We start from the raw sequence: 23258 nt of genomic DNA, 5'->3' as shown, positions 1-23258 counted from the left end.
CGTATCATCCTGATACTCACCCCTTCGGGGCCAGCGCTCCGCGCTGTTCAAAATCGTTCCAGACGATTTTGTCTCTCAATCAACACCAAAACATCTTCGGCGTTGTAAGGTTAAGCCTCACAGGTCATTAGTACTGGTTAGCTCAATGCATCGCTGCACTTACACACCCAGCCTATTTACGTCGTCGTCTTTAACGGCCTTTCAGCGTCCTCTAGGGACAAGGGAGAACTCATCTCGGGGCAAGTTTCGTGCTTAGATGCTTTCAGCACTTATCTCTTCCGCACGTAGCTACCGGGCAATGCCATTGGCATGACAACCCGAACACCAGTGGTGCGTTCACTCCGGTCCTCTCGTACTAGGAGTAACCCCCCTCAATTCTCCAACGCCCACGGCAGATAGGGACCGAACTGTCTCACGACGTTCTAAACCCAGCTCGCGTACCACTTTAAATGGCGAACAGCCATACCCTTGGGACCTACTTCAGCCCCAGGATGTGATGAGCCGACATCGAGGTGCCAAACACCGCCGTCGATATGAACTCTTGGGCGGTATCAGCCTGTTATCCCCGGAGTACCTTTTATCCGTTGAGCGATGGCCCTTCCATTCAGAACCACCGGATCACTAAGACCTACTTTCGTACCTGCTCGAGCCGTCACTCTCGCAGTCAAGCTAGCTTATGCCTTTGCACTAACCTCCTGATGTCCGACCAGGATTAGCTAACCTTCGTGCTCCTCCGTTACTCTTTGGGAGGAGACCGCCCCAGTCAAACTACCCACCAGACACTGTCCCCAGTCCGGATTACGGACCCAGGTTAGAACATCAAACATTAAAGGGTGGTATTTCAAGGTTGGCTCCATGCAGACTGGCGTCCACGCTTCAAAGCCTCCCACCTATCCTACACATCAAGGCTCAAGGTTCAGTGTCAAGCTATAGTAAAGGTTCACGGGGTCTTTCCGTCTTGCCGCGGGTACACTGCATCTTCACAGCGAGTTCAATTTCACTGAGTCTCGGGTGGAGACAGCCTGGCCATCATTACGCCATTCGTGCAGGTCGGAACTTACCCGACAAGGAATTTCGCTACCTTAGGACCGTTATAGTTACGGCCGCCGTTTACTGGGGCTTCGATCAAGAGCTTCTCCTTACGGATAACCCCATCAATTAACCTTCCAGCACCGGGCAGGCGTCACACCGTATACGTCCACTTTCGTGTTTGCACAGTACTGTGTTTTTATTAAACAGTTGCAGCCAGCTGGTATCTGCGACTGCGCAAAGCTTCAGGAGTAAATCCCTACACCTCGCACAGCGTGCCTTCTCCCGAAGTTACGGCACCATTTTGCCTAGTTCCTTCACCCGAGTTCTCTCAAGCGCCTTGGTATTCTCTACCTGACCACCTGTGTCGGTTTGGGGTACGATTCAATGTTACCTGATGCTTAGAGGCTTTTCCTGGAAGCTTGGCATCTGTCACTTCAGTATCGTAGTACCTCGTCATCACGCCTCAGTGTTAACAGTGACCCGGATTTACCAAAGTCACACCTACACGCTTAAACCGGGACAACCGTCGCCCGGATGACATAGCCTTCTCCGTCCCCCCTTCGCAGTAACACCAAGTACAGGAATATTAACCTGTTTCCCATCGACTACGCCTTTCGGCCTCGCCTTAGGGGTCGACTCACCCTGCCCCGATTAACGTTGGACAGGAACCCTTGGTCTTCCGGCGAGCGGGCTTTTCACCCGCTTTATCGTTACTTATGTCAGCATTCGCACTTCTGATACCTCCAGCAAACCTCACAGTTCACCTTCAACGGCTTACAGAACGCTCCCCTACCCAACAACACCTAAGTGTCGCTGCCGCAGCTTCGGTGCATGGTTTAGCCCTGTTACATCTTCCGCGCAGGCCGACTCGACCAGTGAGCTATTACGCTTTCTTTAAATGATGGCTGCTTCTAAGCCAACATCCTGACTGTCTATGCCTTCCCACATCGTTTCCCACTTAACCGTGACTTTGGGACCTTAGCTGGCGGTCTGGGTTGTTTCCCTCTTCACGACGAACGTTAGCACCCGCCGTGTGTCTCCCGTGATAACATTCTTCGGTATTCGTAGTTTGCATCGGGTTGGTAAGTCGGGATGACCCCCTAGCCGAAACAGTGCTCTACCCCCGAAGATGAATTCACGAGGCGCTACCTAAATAGCTTTCGGGGAGAACCAGCTATCTCCCGGTTTGATTGGCCTTTCACCCCCAGCCACAAGTCATCCGCTAATTTTTCAACATTAGTCGGTTCGGTCCTCCAGTTAGTGTTACCCAACCTTCAACCTGCCCATGGCTAGATCACCGGGTTTCGGGTCTATACCCTGCAACTTAACGCCCAGTTAAGACTCGGTTTCCCTACGGCTCCCCTATGCGGTTAACCTTGCTACAGAATATAAGTCGCTGACCCATTATACAAAAGGTACGCAGTCACACCCCTAAGGATGCTCCCACTGCTTGTACGTACACGGTTTCAGGTTCTATTTCACTCCCCTCGCCGGGGTTCTTTTCGCCTTTCCCTCACGGTACTGGTTCACTATCGGTCAGTCAGGAGTATTTAGCCTTGGAGGATGGTCCCCCCATATTCAGACAGGATAACACGTGTCCCGCCCTACTCATCGAACTCACAACCTGTGCATCTTCGTGTACGGGACTATCACCCTTTACTGTGCGACTTTTCAGACGCTTCCACTGACACACAAGCTGATTCAGACTCTGGGCTCTTCCCCGTTCGCTCGCCGCTACTGGGGGAATCTCGGTTGATTTCTTTTCCTCGGGGTACTGAGATGTTTCAGTTCCCCCGGTTCGCCTCATGCCACTATGTATTCATGACATGATAGTGCAACGAATTGCACTGGGTTTCCCCATTCGGGTATCGTCGGTTGTAACGCTTCATATCAGCTTACCGACGCTTTTCGCAGATTAGCACGCCCTTCATCGCCTCTGACTGCCTAGGCATCCACCGTGTACGCTTATTCACTTAACCTCACAACCCGAAAATGTCTCGGGTGTGAAAGCTTGAGAGAATCACAATATTGGTAGTGAGCCACTATTGCTCGTTTCAATTTTCAGCTTGTTAAAGAGCAAAATACTTCGCAGCATACTGTCAAACAGTACACTCTGAAGTATTGGGTATCAAGACGGTAAATGGTGGAGCTATGCGGGATCGAACCGCAGACCTCCTGCGTGCAAAGCAGGCGCTCTCCCAGCTGAGCTATAGCCCCATCGAATAGTAAACCTTTGCCAAATCGCTCTCAGCAAGGCGCGAGTTCGCGAAGCATACATCAGTATGCGAGTGGGCGAGCAATGCAGCATTGAGAACGATTTTGGTAGGCCTGAGTGGACTTGAACCACCGACCTCACCCTTATCAGGGTGCGCTCTAACCACCTGAGCTACAAGCCTATAAGGTCTTCTAACCGCTCGATTTCTTTCATCAGACAATCTGTGTGAACACTTCACAGAATCAGTATCATTAGGTAAGGAGGTGATCCAACCGCAGGTTCCCCTACGGTTACCTTGTTACGACTTCACCCCAGTCATGAATCACAAAGTGGTAAGCGCCCTCCCGAAGGTTAAGCTACCTACTTCTTTTGCAACCCACTCCCATGGTGTGACGGGCGGTGTGTACAAGGCCCGGGAACGTATTCACCGTAGCATTCTGATCTACGATTACTAGCGATTCCGACTTCATGGAGTCGAGTTGCAGACTCCAATCCGGACTACGACGTACTTTATGAGGTCCGCTTGCTCTCGCGAGGTCGCTTCTCTTTGTATACGCCATTGTAGCACGTGTGTAGCCCTACTCGTAAGGGCCATGATGACTTGACGTCATCCCCACCTTCCTCCAGTTTATCACTGGCAGTCTCCTTTGAGTTCCCGACCGAATCGCTGGCAACAAAGGATAAGGGTTGCGCTCGTTGCGGGACTTAACCCAACATTTCACAACACGAGCTGACGACAGCCATGCAGCACCTGTCTCAGAGTTCCCGAAGGCACCAAGGCATCTCTACCAAGTTCTCTGGATGTCAAGAGTAGGTAAGGTTCTTCGCGTTGCATCGAATTAAACCACATGCTCCACCGCTTGTGCGGGCCCCCGTCAATTCATTTGAGTTTTAACCTTGCGGCCGTACTCCCCAGGCGGTCGATTTAACGCGTTAGCTCCGGAAGCCACGCCTCAAGGGCACAACCTCCAAATCGACATCGTTTACAGCGTGGACTACCAGGGTATCTAATCCTGTTTGCTCCCCACGCTTTCGCACCTGAGCGTCAGTCTTCGTCCAGGGGGCCGCCTTCGCCACCGGTATTCCTCCAGATCTCTACGCATTTCACCGCTACACCTGGAATTCTACCCCCCTCTACGAGACTCTAGCTTGCCAGTTTTGAATGCAGTTCCCAGGTTAAGCCCGGGGATTTCACATCCAACTTAACAAACCGCCTGCGTGCGCTTTACGCCCAGTCATTCCGATTAACGCTTGCACCCTCCGTATTACCGCGGCTGCTGGCACGGAGTTAGCCGGTGCTTCTTCTGCGAGTAACGTCAATCAGCAAGGTTATTAACCTTACTGCCTTCCTCCTCGCTGAAAGTGCTTTACAACCCGAAGGCCTTCTTCACACACGCGGCATGGCTGCATCAGGCTTGCGCCCATTGTGCAATATTCCCCACTGCTGCCTCCCGTAGGAGTCTGGACCGTGTCTCAGTTCCAGTGTGGCTGGTCATCCTCTCAGACCAGCTAGGGATCGTCGCCTAGGTGAGCCGTTACCCCACCTACTAGCTAATCCCATCTGGGCACATCTGATGACGTGAGGCCCGAAGGTCCCCCACTTTGGTCTTGCGACGTTATGCGGTATTAGCTACCGTTTCCAGTAGTTATCCCCCTCCATCAGGCAGTTTCCCAGACATTACTCACCCGTCCGCCGCTCGTCACCCGGAGAGCAAGCTCTCCTGTGCTACCGCTCGACTTGCATGTGTTAGGCCTGCCGCCAGCGTTCAATCTGAGCCATGATCAAACTCTTCAATTTAAAGTTTGATTTGCTTCTGCTCGAGAAGCGATGCTCAAAGAATTATTACTGTTAGTTCGTAATGAATTAACTGTTGTTCACTCTTCAAGACTTTTATTTTTTAAGCCCTAAGGCTTTACGATAAAGTCCTGTGAGTGCCCACACAGATTGTCTGATTAATTGTTAAAGAGCGTTGCCACATCTACCGTGGCGCGGGAGGCGTATATTACGCTGCACCGCTGAAAAGTCAACGTTAATTTTTCAATTTCGCGTTTAACTTTCCGACTGTTACCGCAACTGCGTGTCGCTGTTGCCGTGTCAGTGGAGGCGCAGTGTAGGGAGTTCCGCGCAGCCTGCAATAGGTATTTTGAATAAAATTGACTGTTTGCTGAATTCCACAGCAAAACCCCGCTTTATACCCACTTTTGCACAACGTTATCCACAAATGAGATTCTCCCTAAAATTAGACGAGCATCACGCAAACGTTTTCGCTACAATTCTCCCGCGCAAAATTACCGCACAAGAACAGAATAGGAATGCGGTTTTATCCAGATAAAGATAAAAACAGCAAAACTTCATTCATATACTGTTCTTTTATACCTATCCAAAGCCAAGGGATACATCACCATGTCACAACCTCGTCCTATCCGCCGCGCTTTACTCAGCGTTTCTGACAAAGCCGGTATTGTTGAATTTGCTCAGGCGCTTTCTCAACGTGGTGTGGAGCTGCTTTCCACTGGCGGTACTGCCCGCCTGTTGGCTGATGCGGGCTTACCCGTCACTGAAGTGTCCGACTATACGGGCTTCCCAGAGATGATGGATGGTCGCGTTAAAACCCTGCACCCAAAAGTACACGGCGGGATCCTGGGTCGTCGCGGCACGGATGACGCCATCATGGCAGAACATGACATCAGCCCCATCGATATGGTGGTGGTAAACCTGTATCCCTTCGCGCAAACGGTGGCCCGCCCCGATTGTTCACTGGCTGATGCCGTCGAAAATATCGATATTGGCGGCCCGACCATGGTGCGTTCCGCCGCCAAGAACCATAAAGATGTCGCTATCGTGGTAAAAAGCAGTGACTACACTGACATCATCAACGAAATGGATGCCAATGCGCGTTCCATGACGTTGGAAACCCGCTTCAATCTGGCGATTAAAGCCTTTGAACATACCGCGGCCTACGACAGCATGATTGCCAATTACTTTGGCACGATGGTTCCTCCTTACCACGGAGAGACAGATAAGCCGGCCGGCCACTTCCCGCGCACGCTGAACCTGAACTTCATCAAGAAGCAGGACATGCGTTACGGCGAGAACAGCCATCAGCAGGCCGCCTTCTATATTGAAGAGACGCTGAAAGATGCCTCTGTTGCGACAGCAGAACAGTTGCAGGGTAAAGCGCTGTCTTACAACAATATTGCCGACACCGATGCGGCACTGGAGTGCGTAAAAGAGTTCGCCGAACCAGCATGCGTCATCGTGAAACACGCCAACCCCTGTGGCGTTGCTATTGGCGAGTCGATTCTGGCGGCCTACGAGCGCGCCTACAAAACCGACCCCACCTCTGCATTTGGCGGCATCATCGCATTTAACCGCGAATTGGACGAAGCAACCGCGCAAGCGATCATCAGTCGTCAGTTTGTAGAAGTGATCATCGCGCCCTCAGCCAGTGCAGCAGCCTTGAAAGTAACAGCGGCAAAACAGAACGTGCGCGTCCTCATTTGCGGCCAATGGCAGCAACGCGTTTCCGGGCTGGATTTCAAACGCGTCAACGGTGGCCTGCTGGTACAGGATCGCGATCTGGGCATGGTTGATGCGGGTCAACTGCGCGTTGTCACAGAGCGTCAACCGACAGAAACCGAACTGCGCGATGCACTGTTCTGCTGGAAAGTCGCGAAGTTCGTCAAATCCAATGCCATCGTCTATGCCCGTGATAATATGACTGTCGGCATCGGTGCAGGACAGATGAGCCGCGTCTATTCCGCAAAAATCGCGGGAATTAAAGCCGGTGACGAAGGATTGCAGGTTGAAGGCTCCGTAATGGCCTCTGATGCGTTCTTCCCGTTCCGTGACGGTATCGATGCCGCCGCCGTTGGCATTACCTGTGTGATTCAGTCGGGGGGCTCCATTCGTGATGACGAGGTTATCACCGCCGCTAACGAACACGGCATTGCCATGATCTTCACCGACATGCGCCATTTCCGCCACTAATTCAGGATATGGCACAGATGAACATTTTAATCATTGGTAATGGCGGGCGCGAACACGCGCTGGCGTGGAAAGCCGCCCAGTCGCCGCTGGCAGATAATGTCTATGTCGCGCCAGGTAATGCGGGTACGGCACGCGAGCCTGCGCTGCAAAACGTGGCGATCTCCGCTACCGATATTCCAGCGCTGGTTACTTTTGCCCAGGAAAAACAGATTGGTTTGACGATCGTTGGTCCGGAAGCACCGCTGGTGATTGGTGTGGTTGATGCTTTCCGTGCTGCGGGTCTGACGATTTTTGGCCCGACTCAAGCTGCTGCACAATTGGAAGTCTCCAAGGCCTTTACCAAAGACTTCCTGGCGCGCCAGCAGATCCCCACCGCGTTCTACCAGAATTTCACCGAGGTTGAGCCTGCACTGGCCTATGTGCGTAAGCACGGTGCGCCTATCGTGATCAAGGCTGACGGCCTGGCGGCAGGCAAAGGCGTTATTGTTGCCATGACGCTGGAAGAAGCAGAAAATGCGGTTCAGGATATGCTGGCAGGCAATGCGTTTGGTGATGCCGGGCACCGCATCGTCATCGAAGAGTTTCTGGAAGGGGAAGAGGCCAGCTTTATCGTCATGGTCGACGGCGATAACGTATTGCCAATGGCCACCAGCCAGGACCACAAACGTGTGGGTGACAAGGACACCGGCCCGAACACGGGCGGTATGGGCGCATACTCTCCTGCACCGGTGGTGACCGATGGGATCCACCAACGCGTGATGGATCAGGTGATTTGGCCAACAGTACGCGGCATGAAGGCTGAGGGAAACACCTATACCGGTTTCCTTTATGCCGGGTTGATGATCGATGACGCGGGCCAGCCTAATGTGATCGAATTTAACTGCCGCTTTGGCGATCCGGAAACGCAACCGATCATGATGCGCCTGCGCTCGGATCTGGTGGAGATGTGTCTGGCAGCCTGTGAAGGCAAGCTGGATCAGACAACGTCCGTCTGGGATGGGCGCCCGGCGCTGGGCGTGGTGATTGCAGCAGACGGTTACCCAGGTGACTACGCTTCCGGCGATGTCATCAGCGGCTTACTAAAGGAAGAAGCGGAAGACAGCAAAGTGTTTCAGTCTGGCACCGCACTGCGTGGCGATGACGTAGTCACCAGCGGTGGGCGCGTGCTGTGCGTGACCGCCTTGGGTAGCACTGTCGCACTGGCGCAGCAGAAAGCGTATGAGGTTGCCAAAGATATCCGCTGGAACGGCAGTTTCTACCGCAATGATATCGGCTACCGCGCCATTGCTCGTGAGCAAAAGCAATAATGCGGGAGTGATAGGTGGTATGCCCCTTCGTCGTCCTCGGCGTAGGCCGGGGACCTCTGGCAGAAGAAACGCATTTAGCCTGTGAGAGATTCCCGCCTACGCGGTAATGACAAAGAGTATGCAGAACGACAAGAAGTAGGCGGGAATGACGGGTAGATTTAACCCTACTCGCTGGCAAACGGCTTCCACTGGCACAAGTCTTCCTCAGTCACCAGCAGCAGTTGCGTTCCCGCAGGGGCATCCAACCACGCCACGCGCAGCGTGACATCGGGGCGATGCTGCCGCTGTTCCGCTATCCATCTCAGCGAGAGCAGATCAAAATCAGGGCTGACATTCTGCCCATCACAGGTGAGCACGCGATTGCCCTGTAGCACCCCTTGACGCAGTTTCACACTGCCAGTGCGTAACACCTCGCTGAGTTCCAGCACCCGCTTGGCATCAAACTGAAACAGCGCTATCTCATCGTCAGACACGCTTTCACGCCGATCGTCGAGTTGCCGTTGCATAAAGCTCACCGTGCCATCGTCAGCAAAACGAAGATGGAGGCTTTCCGGATGGGCACCACGATAACTGCGCTTTATTTCACGCAGATGGTCTTGAACAAACAGGTAACGCGTTTCCACCCCGTGCAGATTGGGCCACAGGTTATCATCCTGCAACGCATTGGAGAGCGTCACTAACTGCGTGCTGTGTTGTTGGCTGTCATCCTTGCGCCACACGCGCACCACCGCACGATCGCCTACATAGCCAGTGGCGAAGGTCGTTGGCGGTGGTGAATGGCTGGAACAGGCGGTGATCAATCCGGCGATAGCCACCGAGCCCAACCTGCGCCACAAAAGCAAAGGGGCGCTAACGCCACTTTGCTTGAATCCTTCACTGGCATTCGCTTATTTAACAGCGTCTTTCAGTGCTTTGCCCGCAACAAATGCCGGGACATTCGCCGCAGCGATTTTGATTTCTTTACCCGTTTGCGGGTTGCGGCCAGTGCGCTCGTTACGATGGTTCACTTTAAACGTACCAAAACCCACTAATTGTACTGCATTGCCTGCTTTCAGAGACTCAGTTACCGTGGCCAGAGTGGCTTCTAACGCTGTTTTAGCCTGAGCCTTGGACAGGTCAGCTTTGTCTGCAATCACATCAATCAGTTGAGTCTTATTCATAAGTTATCCTTACAGTGTGTTTATCGCTTGCTTAGCATCGAGTGCGGCGGATATGCTCAAAAGCACTCTCCTGCATACACGCACCGACAGCCACTTTTTTACGCCCCCCAAATGTAGACCAGACAGTGGGCGGATGTGAAGCCCTTCAACTTGTCATTTAGGGCCTTAAATCACGTTTTATCGCCTTATTGGCCTAAATTTATGCCAATATTGCTGCTTCCCGCAGGTCGGCGCGCAGCCCTTTAATCAATTCCAAATCACGCTCTTCACATGCCGCCAGCAACCGAAAAATCTCCCACTGAATGTCCCATTCTTCTTAGATCGCGGACAACGTGTAGAGTTCTTCGTCCGTCATTTCACGGCCAGCTTGTGTCATTTCCAGCATCACTACCGTGCGAATGGAGGTTTCGCTAATAGCAATCGCATGCTCGAGCGTGGCACCACTCAGTTGCGAATGAATCAGTTCACCCAATCCAATGCATGCGTCAATGGCCGGATAGACACCGTATAAATCGTAATCATCCGCGGAGGGAATAGCGTCTTCCCATTTCTCCAACTGGCTGTCGAAATTGACCTTGGCCTCTTTCACCACCAGCACTTCCCACACCAGATCGAGGATGCGGCGATACAGTTGCGCATCACCAAACTCGGTCTGGCGGCAGAATTCATAATAGTTCGGATACATCCGCTCGCAAAGGCAAGCCATAAAAGTCACGTGCTGCCAGCTTTCCAGCTTCTCCAGCCGCAGGTGAATAGGATTACGTAACATCGTCGACGCTCATTATTTTTAATGGCAGGCAGTGTACCTGAAAATTTTGCCTTGCCCTATGCCTGAATTCTTAAACTTACCGCATCCCGCCTGCATTACTGCGGATTTTCACGCAGCCAGCGTTGAAAGGCTGGCCGTTGTGAGGCGACGGCGTCCGCCCAACGCGTGGGTTCGGGTAAACGATAGCCCTGCTGGCAGCGTTTCACCCACATCAGCGCGCTGTTCAGGCTCACTCGATGGCCGGTTGAGATAAACAGCGGATTAAAGCGTGCCTTGCTACGCCACACCCAGCCAATCTGTTCGTCATGGTCCATCAGCGCGCTTTGGCTGCCGGCTGCTTCAGAAAGCGGGGCACTCTGACCACACAGCCGTTTTTTAGCCACGCCAATGGTCGTGACATCCACCAATAACCCAAAATGGCTGGCAACGTCCAACCGCCTGGGATGTGAAATACCGTGACCGTCAACAAACAGCAAATCAGGCTTCTGTACCAACTGTTCCCACGCGGCCAACAAGCCAGGACACTCACTAAAAGAGAGCAACCCCGGCACATAGGGCATTACCGTCGGGATACGGGCAATCTGGTACTCAACCAGCTGAAGTGAAGGGTAGTGCAATATCGCAATCGCCGCCCGCGTCACCGTGCCCTCTTGCTCGAACCCGACATCAGCCCCGCCAATAAACCTGGGCTCTACAAAGGGCAGGCTGTCAACATGCACGATCTCCTGCGCCCGCCGTTTCTGCTCCGCTTTCAATGCTTGCGTATCCATCACCCTACTCCTTAAGGCGCGTCCAATCTTGATGATGGCGATTATTGATGGAACGGACGCGACAACCGGTGCACCGCATCCACAAAGGCACCGGCATGTTCCGGTGGCACATCCTGATGAACCCCGTGTCCCAAATTGAACACGTGGCCATTCCCCTGGCCGAACGCGGTCAAAATCGTCTCAACTTCTTGCTCGATACGCGCGGGTGGCGCATAGAGCATTGACGGGTCCATATTGCCTTGCAGCGCCACCTTGTCCCCAACCCGCATCCGCGCCTCACCGATATCCGTGGTCCAATCCAGACCCAGCGCATCGCACCCTGTCGCGGCCATCGCTTCCAGCCACTGACCGCCGCCTTTGGTAAACAGCGTCACCGGTACGCGCCGCCCCTCATGCTCACGCAGCAAACCGTCCACAATTTTGTGCATGTAGTGCAGTGAAAACTCACGGTAATAGCGCCCGCTCAACGCTCCGCCCCAGGTGTCGAAAATCATCACCGATCGCGCACCGGCCTTGATCTGCGCATTCAAATACAGAATCACACTGTCAGCCAGCTTATCCAGCAGCAAGTGGAGCGTCTGTGGCTCAGCAAACAGCATTTTCTTGATAACCGTAAACGCTTTACTGCTGCCGCCTTCCACCATATAGGTTGCCAGCGTCCAGGGGCTGCCGGAAAAACCGATCAATGGCACCGCACCGGCCAGTTCGCGGCGAATGGTGCGAACCGCATCCATCACGTAGCCCAGATCCTGTTCAGGATCGAGAACTGGCAACCGCGCCACATCCGCAGCGGTTCGAACCGGATGTGTAAAGCGCGGTCCTTCCCCAGTTTCGAAATAGAGTCCCAACCCCATGGCATCCGGCACGGTAAGAATATCGGAAAACAGGATGGCGGCATCCAGCGCATAGCGCCGAAGCGGTTGTAGCGTAACTTCACAAGCCAGCTCTGGATTTTTGCACAGCGACATAAAATCACCCGCTTGTGTGCGCGTTGCTTTGTACTCTGGCAGATAGCGGCCTGCCTGGCGCATCATCCATACCGGCGTAACATCAACGGGTTGGCGCAGTAACGCGCGCAGATAGCGATCATTTTTCAGGTCTGGCATGCGGTGTCCTTTTGTCATCCTGAGAGATGGTCAAAACGCGATAACGAAACGATTGGCGCGAAGTGTAGCACGCCAACGACGCTATTCCTGCCCAGCGCGACACAGTACCGCAGTGTCTTCAATCAAACGTCGCGCGACCGTACCCGGCGGCGGGAGAATCGGCAGTTGATCGTAGCGGAACCAACCGGCATATCTGAGCTCTTTGGGATCGTGGCGCAGGTCACCGTCGGCATACTCCGCCATGAATGCCATCATCAGCGAATGCGGGAACGGCCAAGGCTGTGAGCTGATGTAGCGCAGATTTTTAATACGAATATTGCTCTCTTCCATCACTTCACGGGCGACTGCCTGTTCGAGCGTTTCTCCCACTTCCACGAACCCTGCCAGCACGGTATACATATTGCCGCGGTGACGCTGGTGCTGCGCCAGCAAGATCTCTTCGCCACGCCGGATCGCCACGATCACACACGGGGCGATTTGTGGGTAATACCGCTCTTTACACTGCGGACACAAGCACGCCAGCTCCGTTTTGCTGTGCACCATTTTCTGCCCGCAATAGCCGCAAAACTGGTGCGAACGATAAAACTCGGCCAGTTGTACACCGCGTCCTGCCAGTTGAAACAGCGCCACGTCTTCATCCAGCAGTTGGCGTACAGAATCCATCTGCGACGTTTTCTGGTGACTGACCAGCCACACGCACTCCCCGTGCCACTCCCCTATCTGGCGTCCAACAATGCCTTCCAATCCGCACTGCGCCGCCGTGCCATGCGGGAGCTTCCCTTCGGGTAGCCACACTTGACTATCATGGCTGACCACCCACCATCCACCATCCATGCTCATCACCTTTTAATGTTTGTTCCATATCTTTTCTATTGCTCCACAGACACTTCACTGGCATTTTAACTGTCAGGGATATGGCAGAATTCCATCGTCACCGATTGTTCTTTCTTATCAATGCACGGAGTCAACAATGTTAAACCAATTACAAAGTCTGACTGAGTACGTTGGTGGCAATAATGCGTTAATCGACCAATGGCTACAAGCGCGCAAGCAACTTCTGATTGCCTATTACCATCTGGTCGGCATTAAGCCAAACAAAGATAAACACACCCCGCTCGATGAGCAGGCACTGGATGATTTTTGCCACAACCTTGTGGACTATCTTTCCGCCTGCCATTTCCATGTCTATGAGCGCATCTTGCAAGAGGCAGTCGCACTGAGCGATCAAAAGCTGGCGCAAACGCACAGTCTGGCTCTGGCGTTAAAGGCCAACACGCAATTCATTATGGATTTCTACGACAGCAGTCTGGCGACCGCCATCGATCACGACAACTGCATTGAGTTTCAGCAGGCGCTGTCAAGCGTCGGCGAAGCCATGGCGGAACGCTTTTCTCTGGAAGATCGGCTGATTCGTCTGGTCATTGATAAAGAATAACACCATCGCCCCACCTTATATTTTGACAGTATCTCTCAGACGTCCTAAAGTGTTAGCGTTTTATTAACCTCATGGTAATGGGGTTATTGCTTGGTAAACAGCCGCTGTGCTGAATATCGGGCGTATCTTGTCAGAGTGCCTAGCGTGTTTATGTCCTACATAAGCCGCAGGCTTAGGCCGTTTATTCGGGATCCGCGGAACCTGATCAGGTTAAAACCTGCGAAGGGAACAAGAGTAATCCATTCTGTTTTGTCACCGTTATCACCGCCATGTTGTTACCGGCATAGCGCGTAAAATCGTGGCCAAGGCAACCATAATTACTCCCTGCGAGCTCCAGATAAGCATTTTTCCTTAACCATAATCAGGAACATGCTATGTCTCAATCACCCGCTACAACGTCAAAAACCCCGTCTGGCCGTCGCGAAAAGCGCGAAGCCGCCGAGGCGTTTATTCATAACTTGCGCGGCACCGCCTTCCCTAACTCCACGCGTATCTATCTTACTGGGTCGCGCAGTGATATCCGTGTGCCGATGCGGGAAATCGCCCTTAGCCCAACGCTGTTAGGTGGCGACAAAGACAATCCTCGCTATGAACCTAACGAAGCCGTGCCGGTGTATGACACGGCGGGACCGTATGGCGATCCCGACGCACGGCCGGACGTGCGTACCGGGTTGGTCAAACTGCGTGCCGATTGGATTGCTGAACGTAACGACACCGAGCCACTTTCTGGCGTCAGTTCCCGTTTTACCCAGCAGCGATTGGCGGATGCAGGGTTAGATCACCTGCGCTTTGAACAGTTACCGCAGCCCAAACGCGCCCAGTCAGGCAAGTGCGTCACGCAGTTGCACTATGCGCGCCAAGGGATCATCACGCCGGAAATGGAGTTTATCGCCATCCGCGAGAACATGGGACGTGAGCGCATTCGCAGCGAAGTGTTGCGCCACCAGCACCCAGGACAAAGCTTTGGCGCGATCCTGCCGGACAACATCACCCCGGAATTTGTGCGCCAGGAAGTCGCCGCAGGCCGTGCCATCATCCCGTCCAACATCAATCACCCCGAATCTGAACCGATGATTATCGGGCGCAATTTTCTGGTCAAGGTGAACGCTAACATCGGCAACTCGGCGGTCACCTCGTCTATCGAGGAAGAGGTGGAAAAACTGGTCTGGTCCACGCTGTGGGGGGCCGATACGGTGATGGATCTCTCCACCGGACGCTATATTCACGAAACCCGCGAGTGGATACTGCGCAACAGCCCGGTACCAATTGGCACCGTTCCTATTTATCAGGCGCTGGAGAAGGTCAATGGTGTGGCGGAAAACCTCACGTGGGAAATGTTCCGCGATACGCTGCTTGAGCAAGCAGAGCAAGGGGTTGATTACTTCACCATTCACGCGGGGGTACTGCTGCGCTATGTGCCAATGACCGCACAGCGCCTGATCGGCATCGTGTCGCGCGGCGGCTCCATCATGGCGAAGTGGTGCCTGTCGCACCATCAGGAGAACTTCCTTTACGTCCACTTCCGTGAAATCTGCGAGATTTGTGCAACCTACGATGTTGCCCTGTCGCTGGGCGATGGCTTGCGTCCCGGCTCCATTCAGGATGCCAACGATCAGGCACAGTTTGCCGAGCTGCATACCTTGGGTGAGCTGACCAAAATCGCCTGGGAGTATGACGTGCAAGTGATGATTGAAGGGCCAGGGCATGTGCCGATGCAGATGATTCGCCGCAACATGACCGAAGAGTTGGAGCACTGCCACGAAGCGCCGTTCTATACATTGGGGCCGCTGACCACCGATATCGCCCCCGGCTATGACCACTTCACTTCCGGTATTGGGGCCGCGATGATTGGCTGGTTCGGTTGCGCCATGCTCTGCTACGTTACACCGAAAGAACACCTTGGGCTGCCCAACAAAGAGGATGTGAAGCAGGGGCTTATCACCTACAAGATCGCCGCACATGCAGCCGATTTGGCGAAAGGACATCCCGGTGCGCAGATCCGCGATAACGCCATGTCCAAAGCACGCTTTGAGTTTCGTTGGGAAGACCAGTTCAATCTGGCGCTCGACCCGACAACCGCACGCGCCTATCACGATGAAACCCTGCCGCAAGAATCCGGCAAAGTTGCACACTTCTGTTCCATGTGCGGCCCCAAATTCTGCTCGATGAAAATTTCGCAGGAAGTGCGTGAATACGCGGCGAAAAATCCCGCCCCTGCCGTGGAAGCGCAGCCGATAGAAGTCGGCATGGCAGAGATGTCGGCCCAGTTCCGAGCGCGCGGCAGCGAGCTCTACCACAGTGCCACGACGCTGCTCGGGGAAGGAAGCCAAATGAATCTGGCATTTCCCGCGACCGCACCCCTGCTCGGACTTTATCCGGTAGTGGACAGTGTAACCTGGATCGAGCGCCTGCTCAGTGCTGGCGTAAAAACCATCCAGTTACGCATTAAGGACAAAACCGCAGAACAAGCTGAGACCGCCATCATGCAGGCCATCGCGCTCGGGCAGGATTATAAGGCACGCTTGTTTATTAACGATTTTTGGCAACTGGCCGTCAAACATCGGGCATACGGCGTGCATTTGGGTCAGGAGGATCTGGATAGCGCCGATCTGGAGGCGATCCGCAATGCGGGGCTACGTTTGGGGATTTCAACCCACGACGACGTGGAACTGGCTCGCGCCGTAGCGCTCAAACCGTCTTATATCGCCCTCGGGCATATCTTCCCGACACAAACCAAAGAGATGCCCTCCGCTCCGCAGGGCGTGAGCGAATTGAAGCGTCACATTGACTCGCTACAAGGGCGTTTCCCTACCGTGGCCATCGGCGGCATCAGTATTGACCGCGTGCCGAGCGTGCTGGCTACCGGCGTCGGCAGTATTGCAGTGGTCAGCGCAATCACGCAGGCCGCCGACTGGCGCCAGGCCACTGCCACCCTGCTTAGCCTGATTGAAAATCAGGAGGGTCATGATGCTTAACGATCCGGCACTGAGCGATCAAGAGTTCTTACGCTACAGCCGTCAATTGCTGCTGGAAGATATCGGCCCGGAAGGACAAGAAAGGCTGAAAAAATCTCGCGTGCTGCTGGTCGGTATGGGTGGGCTAGGCGCGCCCGCCGCGCTCTATCTCGCTGCCGCAGGGGTCGGCAGCTTGACGATCGCCGATGACGACCAATTGCATATTTCCAATCTACAACGGCAAATCCTCTACCGCACGCAGGATATTTCTCGCCCCAAAGCCACGCTCGCCAAACAGCAGCTCTTGGCACTCAACCCGTTAACCGAAGTGGTAACGCTCACTGAGCGTCTGGCGGGAGAAACACTACTCAGCGCCGTTCAACAGGCCGATCTGGTGCTGGATTGCAGTGACAACATGACCACGCGCCACGCGGTGAACGCCGCTTGCGTTCAGCAGCAAACGCCTCTGGTCAGCGGCAGTGCGGTTGGTTTTAGCGGACAGTTGCTGGTGCTAACGCCCCCCTATCCGCACGGCTGTTACGCCTGTCTCTATCCAGAAGCGACAGAACCGCAACGCAACTGCCGCACCGCCGGGGTACTCGGCCCGGTGGTCGGGGTCATCGGCACACTTCAGGCGCTGGAAGCCATCAAGCTACTGGCGGAGTTGCCTTCCGCACTCAGCGGCAAGCTGCGCCTGTTTGATGGCAAGCAACAGAGCTGGCAAACCTTTCAGTTAAGTCGCTCGGCGTGCTGCCCGATCTGTAAGGGTATCGCGGCATGAACATAATGCTGAACGACACCGCCATGGCGTGCGATGAAGGCACCACGGTGGAAACCCTACTGGCGGGGTTGGGTCGCTTACAGCCCGGTACGGCGCTGGCGATAAACCAGACCATTGTGCCGCGTGACGAATGGGCGACACGACCCGTTTGCTCAGGCGACGATATTCTTCTTTTTCAGGCTATCGCAGGGGGTTGATATGTTGCAGATTGCCGATACTCGCTTTTCTTCCCGGTTATTAACCGGAACAGGTAAATTCGCTACCGCCGAACTGATGCATGCGGCGTTGCAGGCGTCGGGCTCTCAGTTAGTCACGCTGGCCATGAAACGTGTTGACCTGAAAACCGGTAATGACGCCATTTTCGCACCGCTCAAGCAGCTTAGTGTGAAACTGTTGCCCAACACTTCAGGGGCGAAAACCGCAGATGAAGCCGTGTTCGCTGCACGGCTGGCTCGCGAAGCGCTGGGCACGCACTGGCTCAAACTGGAAATTCACCCCGATGCCAAATACCTGTTGCCCGACCCGATTGAAACCCTGCGCGCCGCTGAGCGCCTGGTCAAAGAGGGTTTTGTGGTGCTGCCTTACTGCGGCTCGGACCCGGTGCTGTGCAAGCGACTGGAAGAGGCGGGTTGCGCCGCCGTGATGCCGTTGGGTGCGCCCATCGGCTCCAATCAGGGACTGCAAACTCGCGATTTCTTACGCATCATTATTGAACAGGCTACGGTACCCGTCGTGGTTGACGCAGGTATTGGTGCACCCAGTCACGCCACCGAGGCGCTGGAGATGGGGGCCGATGCGGTGCTGGTTAACACGGCTATTGCCGTGGCGCGCGACCCGGTGCAGATGGCCCACGCCTTTCGTTTAGCGGTAGAAGCGGGCGAACGGGCACGCCAGGCCGGGTTAGGCCAACGCCAGCACGTGGCGAGCGCCACCAGCCCGCTGACCGGCTTTCTTCATCAGATAACGTCGGAGGCGCAATCATGACGCGCGCTTTTCGTACCCGCTGGGAACAGCTCGATTGGGATTCCATCACTCTCGATATCAATAGCAAAACCGCCCACGATGTGGAACTGGCTCTCACCGCAACCACGCTCTCTCGTGACGATATGATGGCACTGCTTTCCCCGGTAGCGCGGCACTATCTGGAACCGCTGGCTGCACGGGCTCAGCAGCTTACCCGGCAACGCTTCGGTAATACCGTGGGCTTTTATGTTCCGCTCTACCTGTCAAACCTGTGCGCCAATGACTGCACCTACTGTGGTTTCTCCATGAGCAACCACATCAAGCGCAAAACCTTGAACCAAGAGGAAATCCTGCGCGAGATTGCCGCCATCAAAGCGCTGGGGTTTGACAACCTGCTGCTGATAACGGGGGAACATCAACGTAAAGTTGGCATGGATTATTTTCGCGACATGTTGCCACTGATTCGGCCACACTTCAGCGCGCTAATGATGGAAGTGCAACCGATGGCGCAAGAGGATTACGCCGAGCTGAAATGGCTGGGGCTGGACGGCGTGATGGTCTATCAGGAAACCTACCATCCGGTGACCTATCAGCAACATCACCTGCGCGGCAACAAGCAGGATTTTCATTGGCGCCTGGACACACCGGATCGCTTGGGCAGCGCCGGGATCGACAAGATCGGACTCGGCGCGTTGATTGGCTTATCGCACAGTTGGCGCACCGATTGCTATATGGTGGCGGAACACTTGCTGTATTTGCAGCAAACCTACTGGCAGAGCCGTTACTCCATCTCGTTTCCGCGCCTGCGGCCCTGTGCGGGCGGCATCACACCCGCGTCGATCATGGACGAAGCGCAATTACTGCAAGTGATTTGCGCGTTCCGTCTGCTGGCACCCGACGTGGAATTGTCGTTATCTACCCGAGAATCCCCCTATTTTCGCGATAACGTGGTGCCTATTGCCATCAACAGCGTCAGTGCATTTTCCAAAACGCAGCCGGGAGGCTATGCAGACGATCGTTCCGAATTGGAGCAATTTTCCCCCCATGATAATCGCCGCCCGGAAGCCGTCGCACAGGCTGTCGCACAGGCCGGCCTGCAACCGGTATGGAAAGACTGGGATGGGTATTTGGGAAGGCAGTCGCATCATCAACATAACGCTGGATAAAGGGGCGAATAATGCCACTATTCGGCGATAAAACGGCCAAACCATGCACCCTCTGTTTATCGTTCGCTACGTAAAGTGATGATGTTGACGACCTCGATGCGTCGACCAAAACCGAATTGTTCCATTCGGTTTTACCCCCGCTGCCGATACAGGGTGGCGCTGTCGCCCTGTATCGGCCCTTCTTCGACATACACCTAGTGGTCGCTCACCGTATCTTCATGCAGCAGGTGTTCTGCCTGCTCGCCAATCACGCGTAGCATCTGCTGCATCTCACCGGTTAACGGCAGACCGTAGTGCACGCGCATACAGTTGCGGTATTTGCCGGACGCAGAGAACAACGAGCCAGAGGCTATCTGAATACCGGACTGACGTAGCAAGCTATTCAGCCGCAACGTATCGAAGGTTTCAGGAAACTCAATCCACATCAGAAATCCGCCTTGCGGTCGGCTAACACAGATTCCGCAGGGGAAATAGCGCCGCACCCAGCAGGTGAACGCATCGAGATTGCTTTTATAATAGGTACGCATCCGACGCACGTGGGGCTGATAGTGGCCCTGACGGATAAACTCTGCCACGGCTAACTGGGTATGGGTAACGGCATAGCCCGTGCTGGTGTATTTGGTGTGTAGCACGCGCTCCAGATAGCGTCCGGGTGCAATCCATCCCACACGCAACCCAGGAGCCAAACTCTTGGAAAATGAGCTGCACAGCAGCACTCTGCCATCGTTATCAAAGGATTTGATGGTGCGCGGTCGCGGATATTCATACGCCAACTCGCCGTAAGCGTCATCTTCAATGATGGCAATATCAAACTGCTGTGCCAGCACGATCAGCGCCTTCTTGCGTGCATCCGGCATATAAAAACCGAGCGGGTTATTGCAACTTGGCACCAGCATAACCGCTTTTATCGGCCACTGCTCCAGCGCCAGCTGCAAGGCTTCCAGGCTGATGCCCGTCACAGCATCGGTGGGGATTTCCACCACTTTTATCCCCAAACCACGCAACGTTTGCAGCGTACTGGGAAAGGTGGGTGACTCCACCGCCACAATATCCCCTTCCCGACACAGGGAACGCAATGCGGTGAACAACGCCTCCTGGCAGCCAGTGGTGATCACGATATCTTCTGCCGTCAGTTGGCAATCACTGTCCAGCGCCAATCGCGCAATTTGCTCGCGCAGTTCCGGTGCGCCATACATATTACCGTAATTCAATACCCGCAGGTCTTGTCGCTGACAAAAGCGCGTCAGGGATTTCCATAAAGGTTTAATCGAAGACTGGCTGACATCCGGCCCACCACCGCCCAGGTTGTACAGGTTACGTTCCGGATTGGGGTTGAACAGCTCTCGCACTGAGTCCCATTAGCTGATTTCTACCGGACGCTGCGCAGGACGGGTTAAGCCAGGCACCGGCGGATGCGCCTTGCGCGGTGCAACGTAATAGCCAAAACGAGGCTGCGGCAAAATAAGCTGTTGGGATTCCAGCACATGGTAGGCCTGCTGTACGGTGCTGATGCTCACGCCATGTTCCTGACTAAGCGTGCGCACCGAGGGCAGACGCTCACCGGTTTGGTACAACCCCTGTTCAATGCGCTGCGCCAAAAGCGCTGCGAGATGCTGGTAACGCGTCATAAGTATCATTGTTGCACCATGTGTCAGCGAAAAAACCAGTACAGATAGAGGCAAAACAGGCCATTCAGTTGCAATATGGCGCGATCTGTATGCTTGAAAAAGAGATTTTCTGAGGCTGTATCCTCATCGTGTTCACCTTCATCATAAACAGTATCTTGAGGAGAAGGAGAGCGCAATGAGCCAGTGGAGAAGCGGTTGTAAAACAGCAATAGCACGGAGTATTGATATCACAATCCGTACCCCGTTTCGGTGGTGGTGTAACTGGCTAAAACGCCGCACCACACTGCGCGAACTGCGTCGACTCAATGATGCTCAGCTCAAAGACATCGGCCTCACTGCTCACGATGTCGATCGCTTTCGCTAAACAGAGGTTCCGACAGGACGGGTTGAGTGCGGTCGGGTTTACAACATCTATCCAGTATGGTTCTATGTCCCGGCGTTACTCTCTCAGCCATGCGCATGGCGTTAACTCAACCCGAATGACATCATCATGCGTAAGTTCGCCATTTGGTTACTCTTGACGGCCCTATCCGCTCTTGCTCTGAGCATTCATACGCTGCAACAGCAGTATGAAGAACACAGCGCCGAGTTCCGTATCCTTTAATCGTGATGTGGCACTCAAACTCTCTCAGCATGATGTCATCCTGACGCTGCTTTCCGCCGTCAGCGATCCCGAGAGGGTCAAAAAAGCGTTTCCCCAAATTATTATCTTAAAAACACGCTCACCGGAATACAGTGCTACCGAGCCGCAACTGGCGGGCAATGGCACCTATTGGCTAAACGGCCAACACGTCTCGTTGCTGATCGACCTCAAGCAGGTACTCAGTATACTGCCGCAGAGTAATGCATTCCGTACCCTGAGTTTGTACTTGCATGACCCCCCTCTGGTGGTGCTTGGTGATGCAACGACAACGCCTTACTGGCTGTGGCATAAAGCGCTGGTGGGCGATTCGCAGCCGTTTGAGCTTTCGGCAGGAAACGATCCCGACTGGCGTCATCTGCCTTGGATCAGCATACTGTTGTTTGCCCTGCTCTGGGTAATCGTCGTAGAGTTTGTCAGCCGCTATCTGATGTATAAACGTCAACGCGTGCTGGCGGATTTACGTGCGCAGTTTTCCGAACTCACCCGGCTCAACACCATGGGGGAGATTACCGCCGGTATGGTACATGAGCTGAATCAGCCGCTTACTGCGATTCTGAGTTATAACCAAACCGCCCTGAGTTTGATGAAACAAGAAAGGAGCGCGGAGATCGCCCCTCTGCTCGACGCCTACGTCGTGCAAACCAAGCGCATCAGCGCCCTGCTCACCGATTTACGCCAAAAAATGCACAGCGACCATGTTCCCTTACAACCGGTTGGTCTGAAGCAGGTCTGGTCACGGGTGCTGATGCTGCTGGAAAATGAGTGGCAGGCCGGGAAAGTGAAAATTATCAACCACATCCCCGACGATCTGCCGCCGTTTCTCGCCGCGCCGCAGTGGGTTGAGCAAATTCTGCATAACCTATTGCTCAATGCGATCCAGGCGCAGCAAAGTAACGCGCCAACATCGGCCTGGGTTGAGATCGCCGCGCAGCCAACGGAAAAGGGCATTACACTGACCCTCACGGACGGCGGGCCGGGGTTATCTGATCAGGCGCTACAAAATGTCTTTCTGCCCTTTTTCACCACCCGACAGGGGGGATTAGGGCTCGGGATGGCGCTGACCCAAACCTTGGTTCAGGGTCTGAACGGCGATATCAGCGTAGAAAATGTCGCTGGCAGTGGTGCCCGATTCACACTGTGGTTCCCTTTCAATGCAGAGGAGCAGGGCCGATGACAGGATGTGTTTATCTGATTGATGATGATGACGCTATCCGCGACTCACTCAGCGCGTTGCTGGCAACCGTCGGGGTGGCACACACAACCCTATGCCAGTATTGCCGATTTCGAACAGCAGCACAGCGACTAGCATTCGCTGCACGGGTGTCTGCTGCTCGATAT

Annotated in this window: 15 protein-coding genes, 2 tRNA genes, 2 rRNA genes and 3 pseudogenes; 11 read left to right on the top strand and 11 right to left on the bottom strand. The window is 54.3% G+C overall.

Annotation, left to right across the window (positions count from 1 at the left end):
- Positions 1 to 106 precede the first annotated feature (106 nt).
- From JZM30_RS19040 to JZM30_RS19025, 4 genes are all read right to left on the bottom strand, one after another.
- Positions 107 to 3011: ribosomal RNA gene (locus JZM30_RS19040) — 23S ribosomal RNA — on the bottom strand.
- A 162-nt stretch (positions 3012 to 3173) separates the two neighbouring features.
- A tRNA-Ala gene (locus JZM30_RS19035) sits at positions 3174 to 3249 on the bottom strand.
- Between the two features lie 103 nt (positions 3250 to 3352).
- A tRNA-OTHER gene (locus JZM30_RS19030) sits at positions 3353 to 3428 on the bottom strand.
- Between the two features lie 75 nt (positions 3429 to 3503).
- Positions 3504 to 5045: ribosomal RNA gene (locus JZM30_RS19025) — 16S ribosomal RNA — on the bottom strand.
- The 16S and 23S rRNA genes sit together here with 2 tRNA genes alongside, the layout of an rRNA operon.
- A gap of 606 nt (positions 5046 to 5651) precedes the next feature.
- Here JZM30_RS19025 and purH point away from each other — a divergent pair.
- Positions 5652 to 7238: a bifunctional phosphoribosylaminoimidazolecarboxamide formyltransferase/IMP cyclohydrolase gene (gene purH / locus JZM30_RS19020; RefSeq protein ID WP_252320700.1), complete on the top strand. Its 1587-nt coding sequence runs from the start codon at positions 5652 to 5654 to the stop codon at positions 7236 to 7238.
- Between the two features lie 17 nt (positions 7239 to 7255).
- Entirely contained in the window at positions 7256 to 8545 is a 1290-nt protein-coding gene (gene purD, locus JZM30_RS19015; protein ID WP_252320698.1) for a phosphoribosylamine--glycine ligase, read from the top strand.
- Between the two features lie 164 nt (positions 8546 to 8709).
- On the opposite strand, the gene JZM30_RS19010 is transcribed toward purD, so the two are convergent.
- The 6 genes and pseudogenes from JZM30_RS19010 to nudC form a co-directional block, all read right to left on the bottom strand.
- Positions 8710 to 9360, bottom strand: a complete 651-nt coding sequence (locus tag JZM30_RS19010; RefSeq protein WP_252320696.1) for a DUF1481 domain-containing protein — start codon at positions 9358 to 9360, stop codon at positions 8710 to 8712.
- 72 nt (positions 9361 to 9432) lie between these two features.
- Positions 9433 to 9705: a nucleoid-associated protein HU-alpha gene (gene hupA, locus JZM30_RS19005; RefSeq protein ID WP_252320694.1), complete on the bottom strand. Its 273-nt coding sequence runs from the start codon at positions 9703 to 9705 to the stop codon at positions 9433 to 9435.
- 199 nt (positions 9706 to 9904) lie between these two features.
- Positions 9905 to 10474 (bottom strand): annotated as a pseudogene (locus tag JZM30_RS19000) (YjaG family protein).
- A gap of 95 nt (positions 10475 to 10569) precedes the next feature.
- Positions 10570 to 11247 (bottom strand): deoxyribonuclease V, encoded by a 678-nt coding sequence (nfi, locus tag JZM30_RS18995; RefSeq protein WP_252320692.1) that lies wholly within the window; start codon positions 11245 to 11247, stop codon positions 10570 to 10572.
- A 38-nt stretch (positions 11248 to 11285) separates the two neighbouring features.
- The gene (hemE, locus tag JZM30_RS18990) at positions 11286 to 12350 is read right to left on the bottom strand and encodes a uroporphyrinogen decarboxylase (protein ID WP_252320690.1); all 1065 of its coding nucleotides are present in this window, start codon (positions 12348 to 12350) and stop codon (positions 11286 to 11288) included.
- Between the two features lie 81 nt (positions 12351 to 12431).
- Positions 12432 to 13190 carry an NAD(+) diphosphatase gene (gene nudC / locus JZM30_RS18985; RefSeq protein ID WP_252320688.1) on the bottom strand — a complete coding sequence of 253 codons (759 nt, stop codon included), beginning with the start codon at positions 13188 to 13190 and terminating at the stop codon, positions 12432 to 12434.
- A 130-nt stretch (positions 13191 to 13320) separates the two neighbouring features.
- Between nudC and rsd the strand changes: the two genes are divergently transcribed.
- The 7 genes and pseudogenes from rsd (at position 13321) to thiH (ending at position 19649) form a co-directional block, all read left to right on the top strand.
- Entirely contained in the window at positions 13321 to 13785 is a 465-nt protein-coding gene (gene rsd, locus JZM30_RS18980; protein ID WP_252320686.1) for a sigma D regulator, read from the top strand.
- A 374-nt stretch (positions 13786 to 14159) separates the two neighbouring features.
- Positions 14160 to 16115: pseudogene (gene thiC, locus JZM30_RS18975) on the top strand (phosphomethylpyrimidine synthase ThiC); the annotation flags it as partial.
- Positions 16116 to 16760 carry a thiamine phosphate synthase gene (gene thiE, locus JZM30_RS18970; RefSeq protein WP_252320917.1) on the top strand — a complete coding sequence of 215 codons (645 nt, stop codon included), beginning with the start codon at positions 16116 to 16118 and terminating at the stop codon, positions 16758 to 16760.
- A complete protein-coding gene (locus JZM30_RS18965) occupies positions 16753 to 17520 on the top strand; it encodes a HesA/MoeB/ThiF family protein (RefSeq protein ID WP_252320915.1) in 768 nt (255 codons plus the stop codon). The genes thiE and JZM30_RS18965 overlap by 8 nt, the downstream gene beginning before the upstream one ends.
- Positions 17517 to 17717, top strand: a complete 201-nt coding sequence (gene thiS / locus JZM30_RS18960) for a sulfur carrier protein ThiS (protein ID WP_252320684.1) — start codon at positions 17517 to 17519, stop codon at positions 17715 to 17717. Before JZM30_RS18965 ends, thiS begins: the two co-directional genes overlap by 4 nt.
- A 1-nt stretch (position 17718) precedes the next feature.
- Positions 17719 to 18504, top strand: a complete 786-nt coding sequence (locus JZM30_RS18955; RefSeq protein ID WP_252320682.1) for a thiazole synthase — start codon at positions 17719 to 17721, stop codon at positions 18502 to 18504.
- On the top strand, positions 18501 to 19649 hold the full coding sequence (gene thiH / locus JZM30_RS18950) for a 2-iminoacetate synthase ThiH (RefSeq protein WP_252320680.1): 1149 nt from the start codon (positions 18501 to 18503) through the stop codon (positions 19647 to 19649). Before JZM30_RS18955 ends, thiH begins: the two co-directional genes overlap by 4 nt.
- Before the next feature lie 194 nt (positions 19650 to 19843).
- Here the strand turns inward: thiH and JZM30_RS18945 are convergent.
- Positions 19844 to 21277 (bottom strand): annotated as a pseudogene (locus tag JZM30_RS18945) (aminotransferase-like domain-containing protein).
- A gap of 175 nt (positions 21278 to 21452) precedes the next feature.
- Here JZM30_RS18945 and JZM30_RS18940 point away from each other — a divergent pair.
- Positions 21453 to 21641 carry a YjiS-like domain-containing protein gene (locus JZM30_RS18940; protein WP_252320678.1) on the top strand — a complete coding sequence of 63 codons (189 nt, stop codon included), beginning with the start codon at positions 21453 to 21455 and terminating at the stop codon, positions 21639 to 21641.
- A gap of 205 nt (positions 21642 to 21846) precedes the next feature.
- Positions 21847 to 23094: a sensor histidine kinase gene (locus JZM30_RS18935; protein ID WP_252320676.1), complete on the top strand. Its 1248-nt coding sequence runs from the start codon at positions 21847 to 21849 to the stop codon at positions 23092 to 23094.
- Positions 23095 to 23258 lie beyond the last annotated feature (164 nt).

Source organism: Candidatus Symbiopectobacterium endolongispinus, from assembly GCF_018777385.1.
Lineage (GTDB): Bacteria > Pseudomonadota > Gammaproteobacteria > Enterobacterales > Enterobacteriaceae > Symbiopectobacterium > Symbiopectobacterium endolongispinus.
Note: the sequence above shows the minus strand (reverse complement) of the source record. Positions and strands in the feature narration are given on the sequence as shown.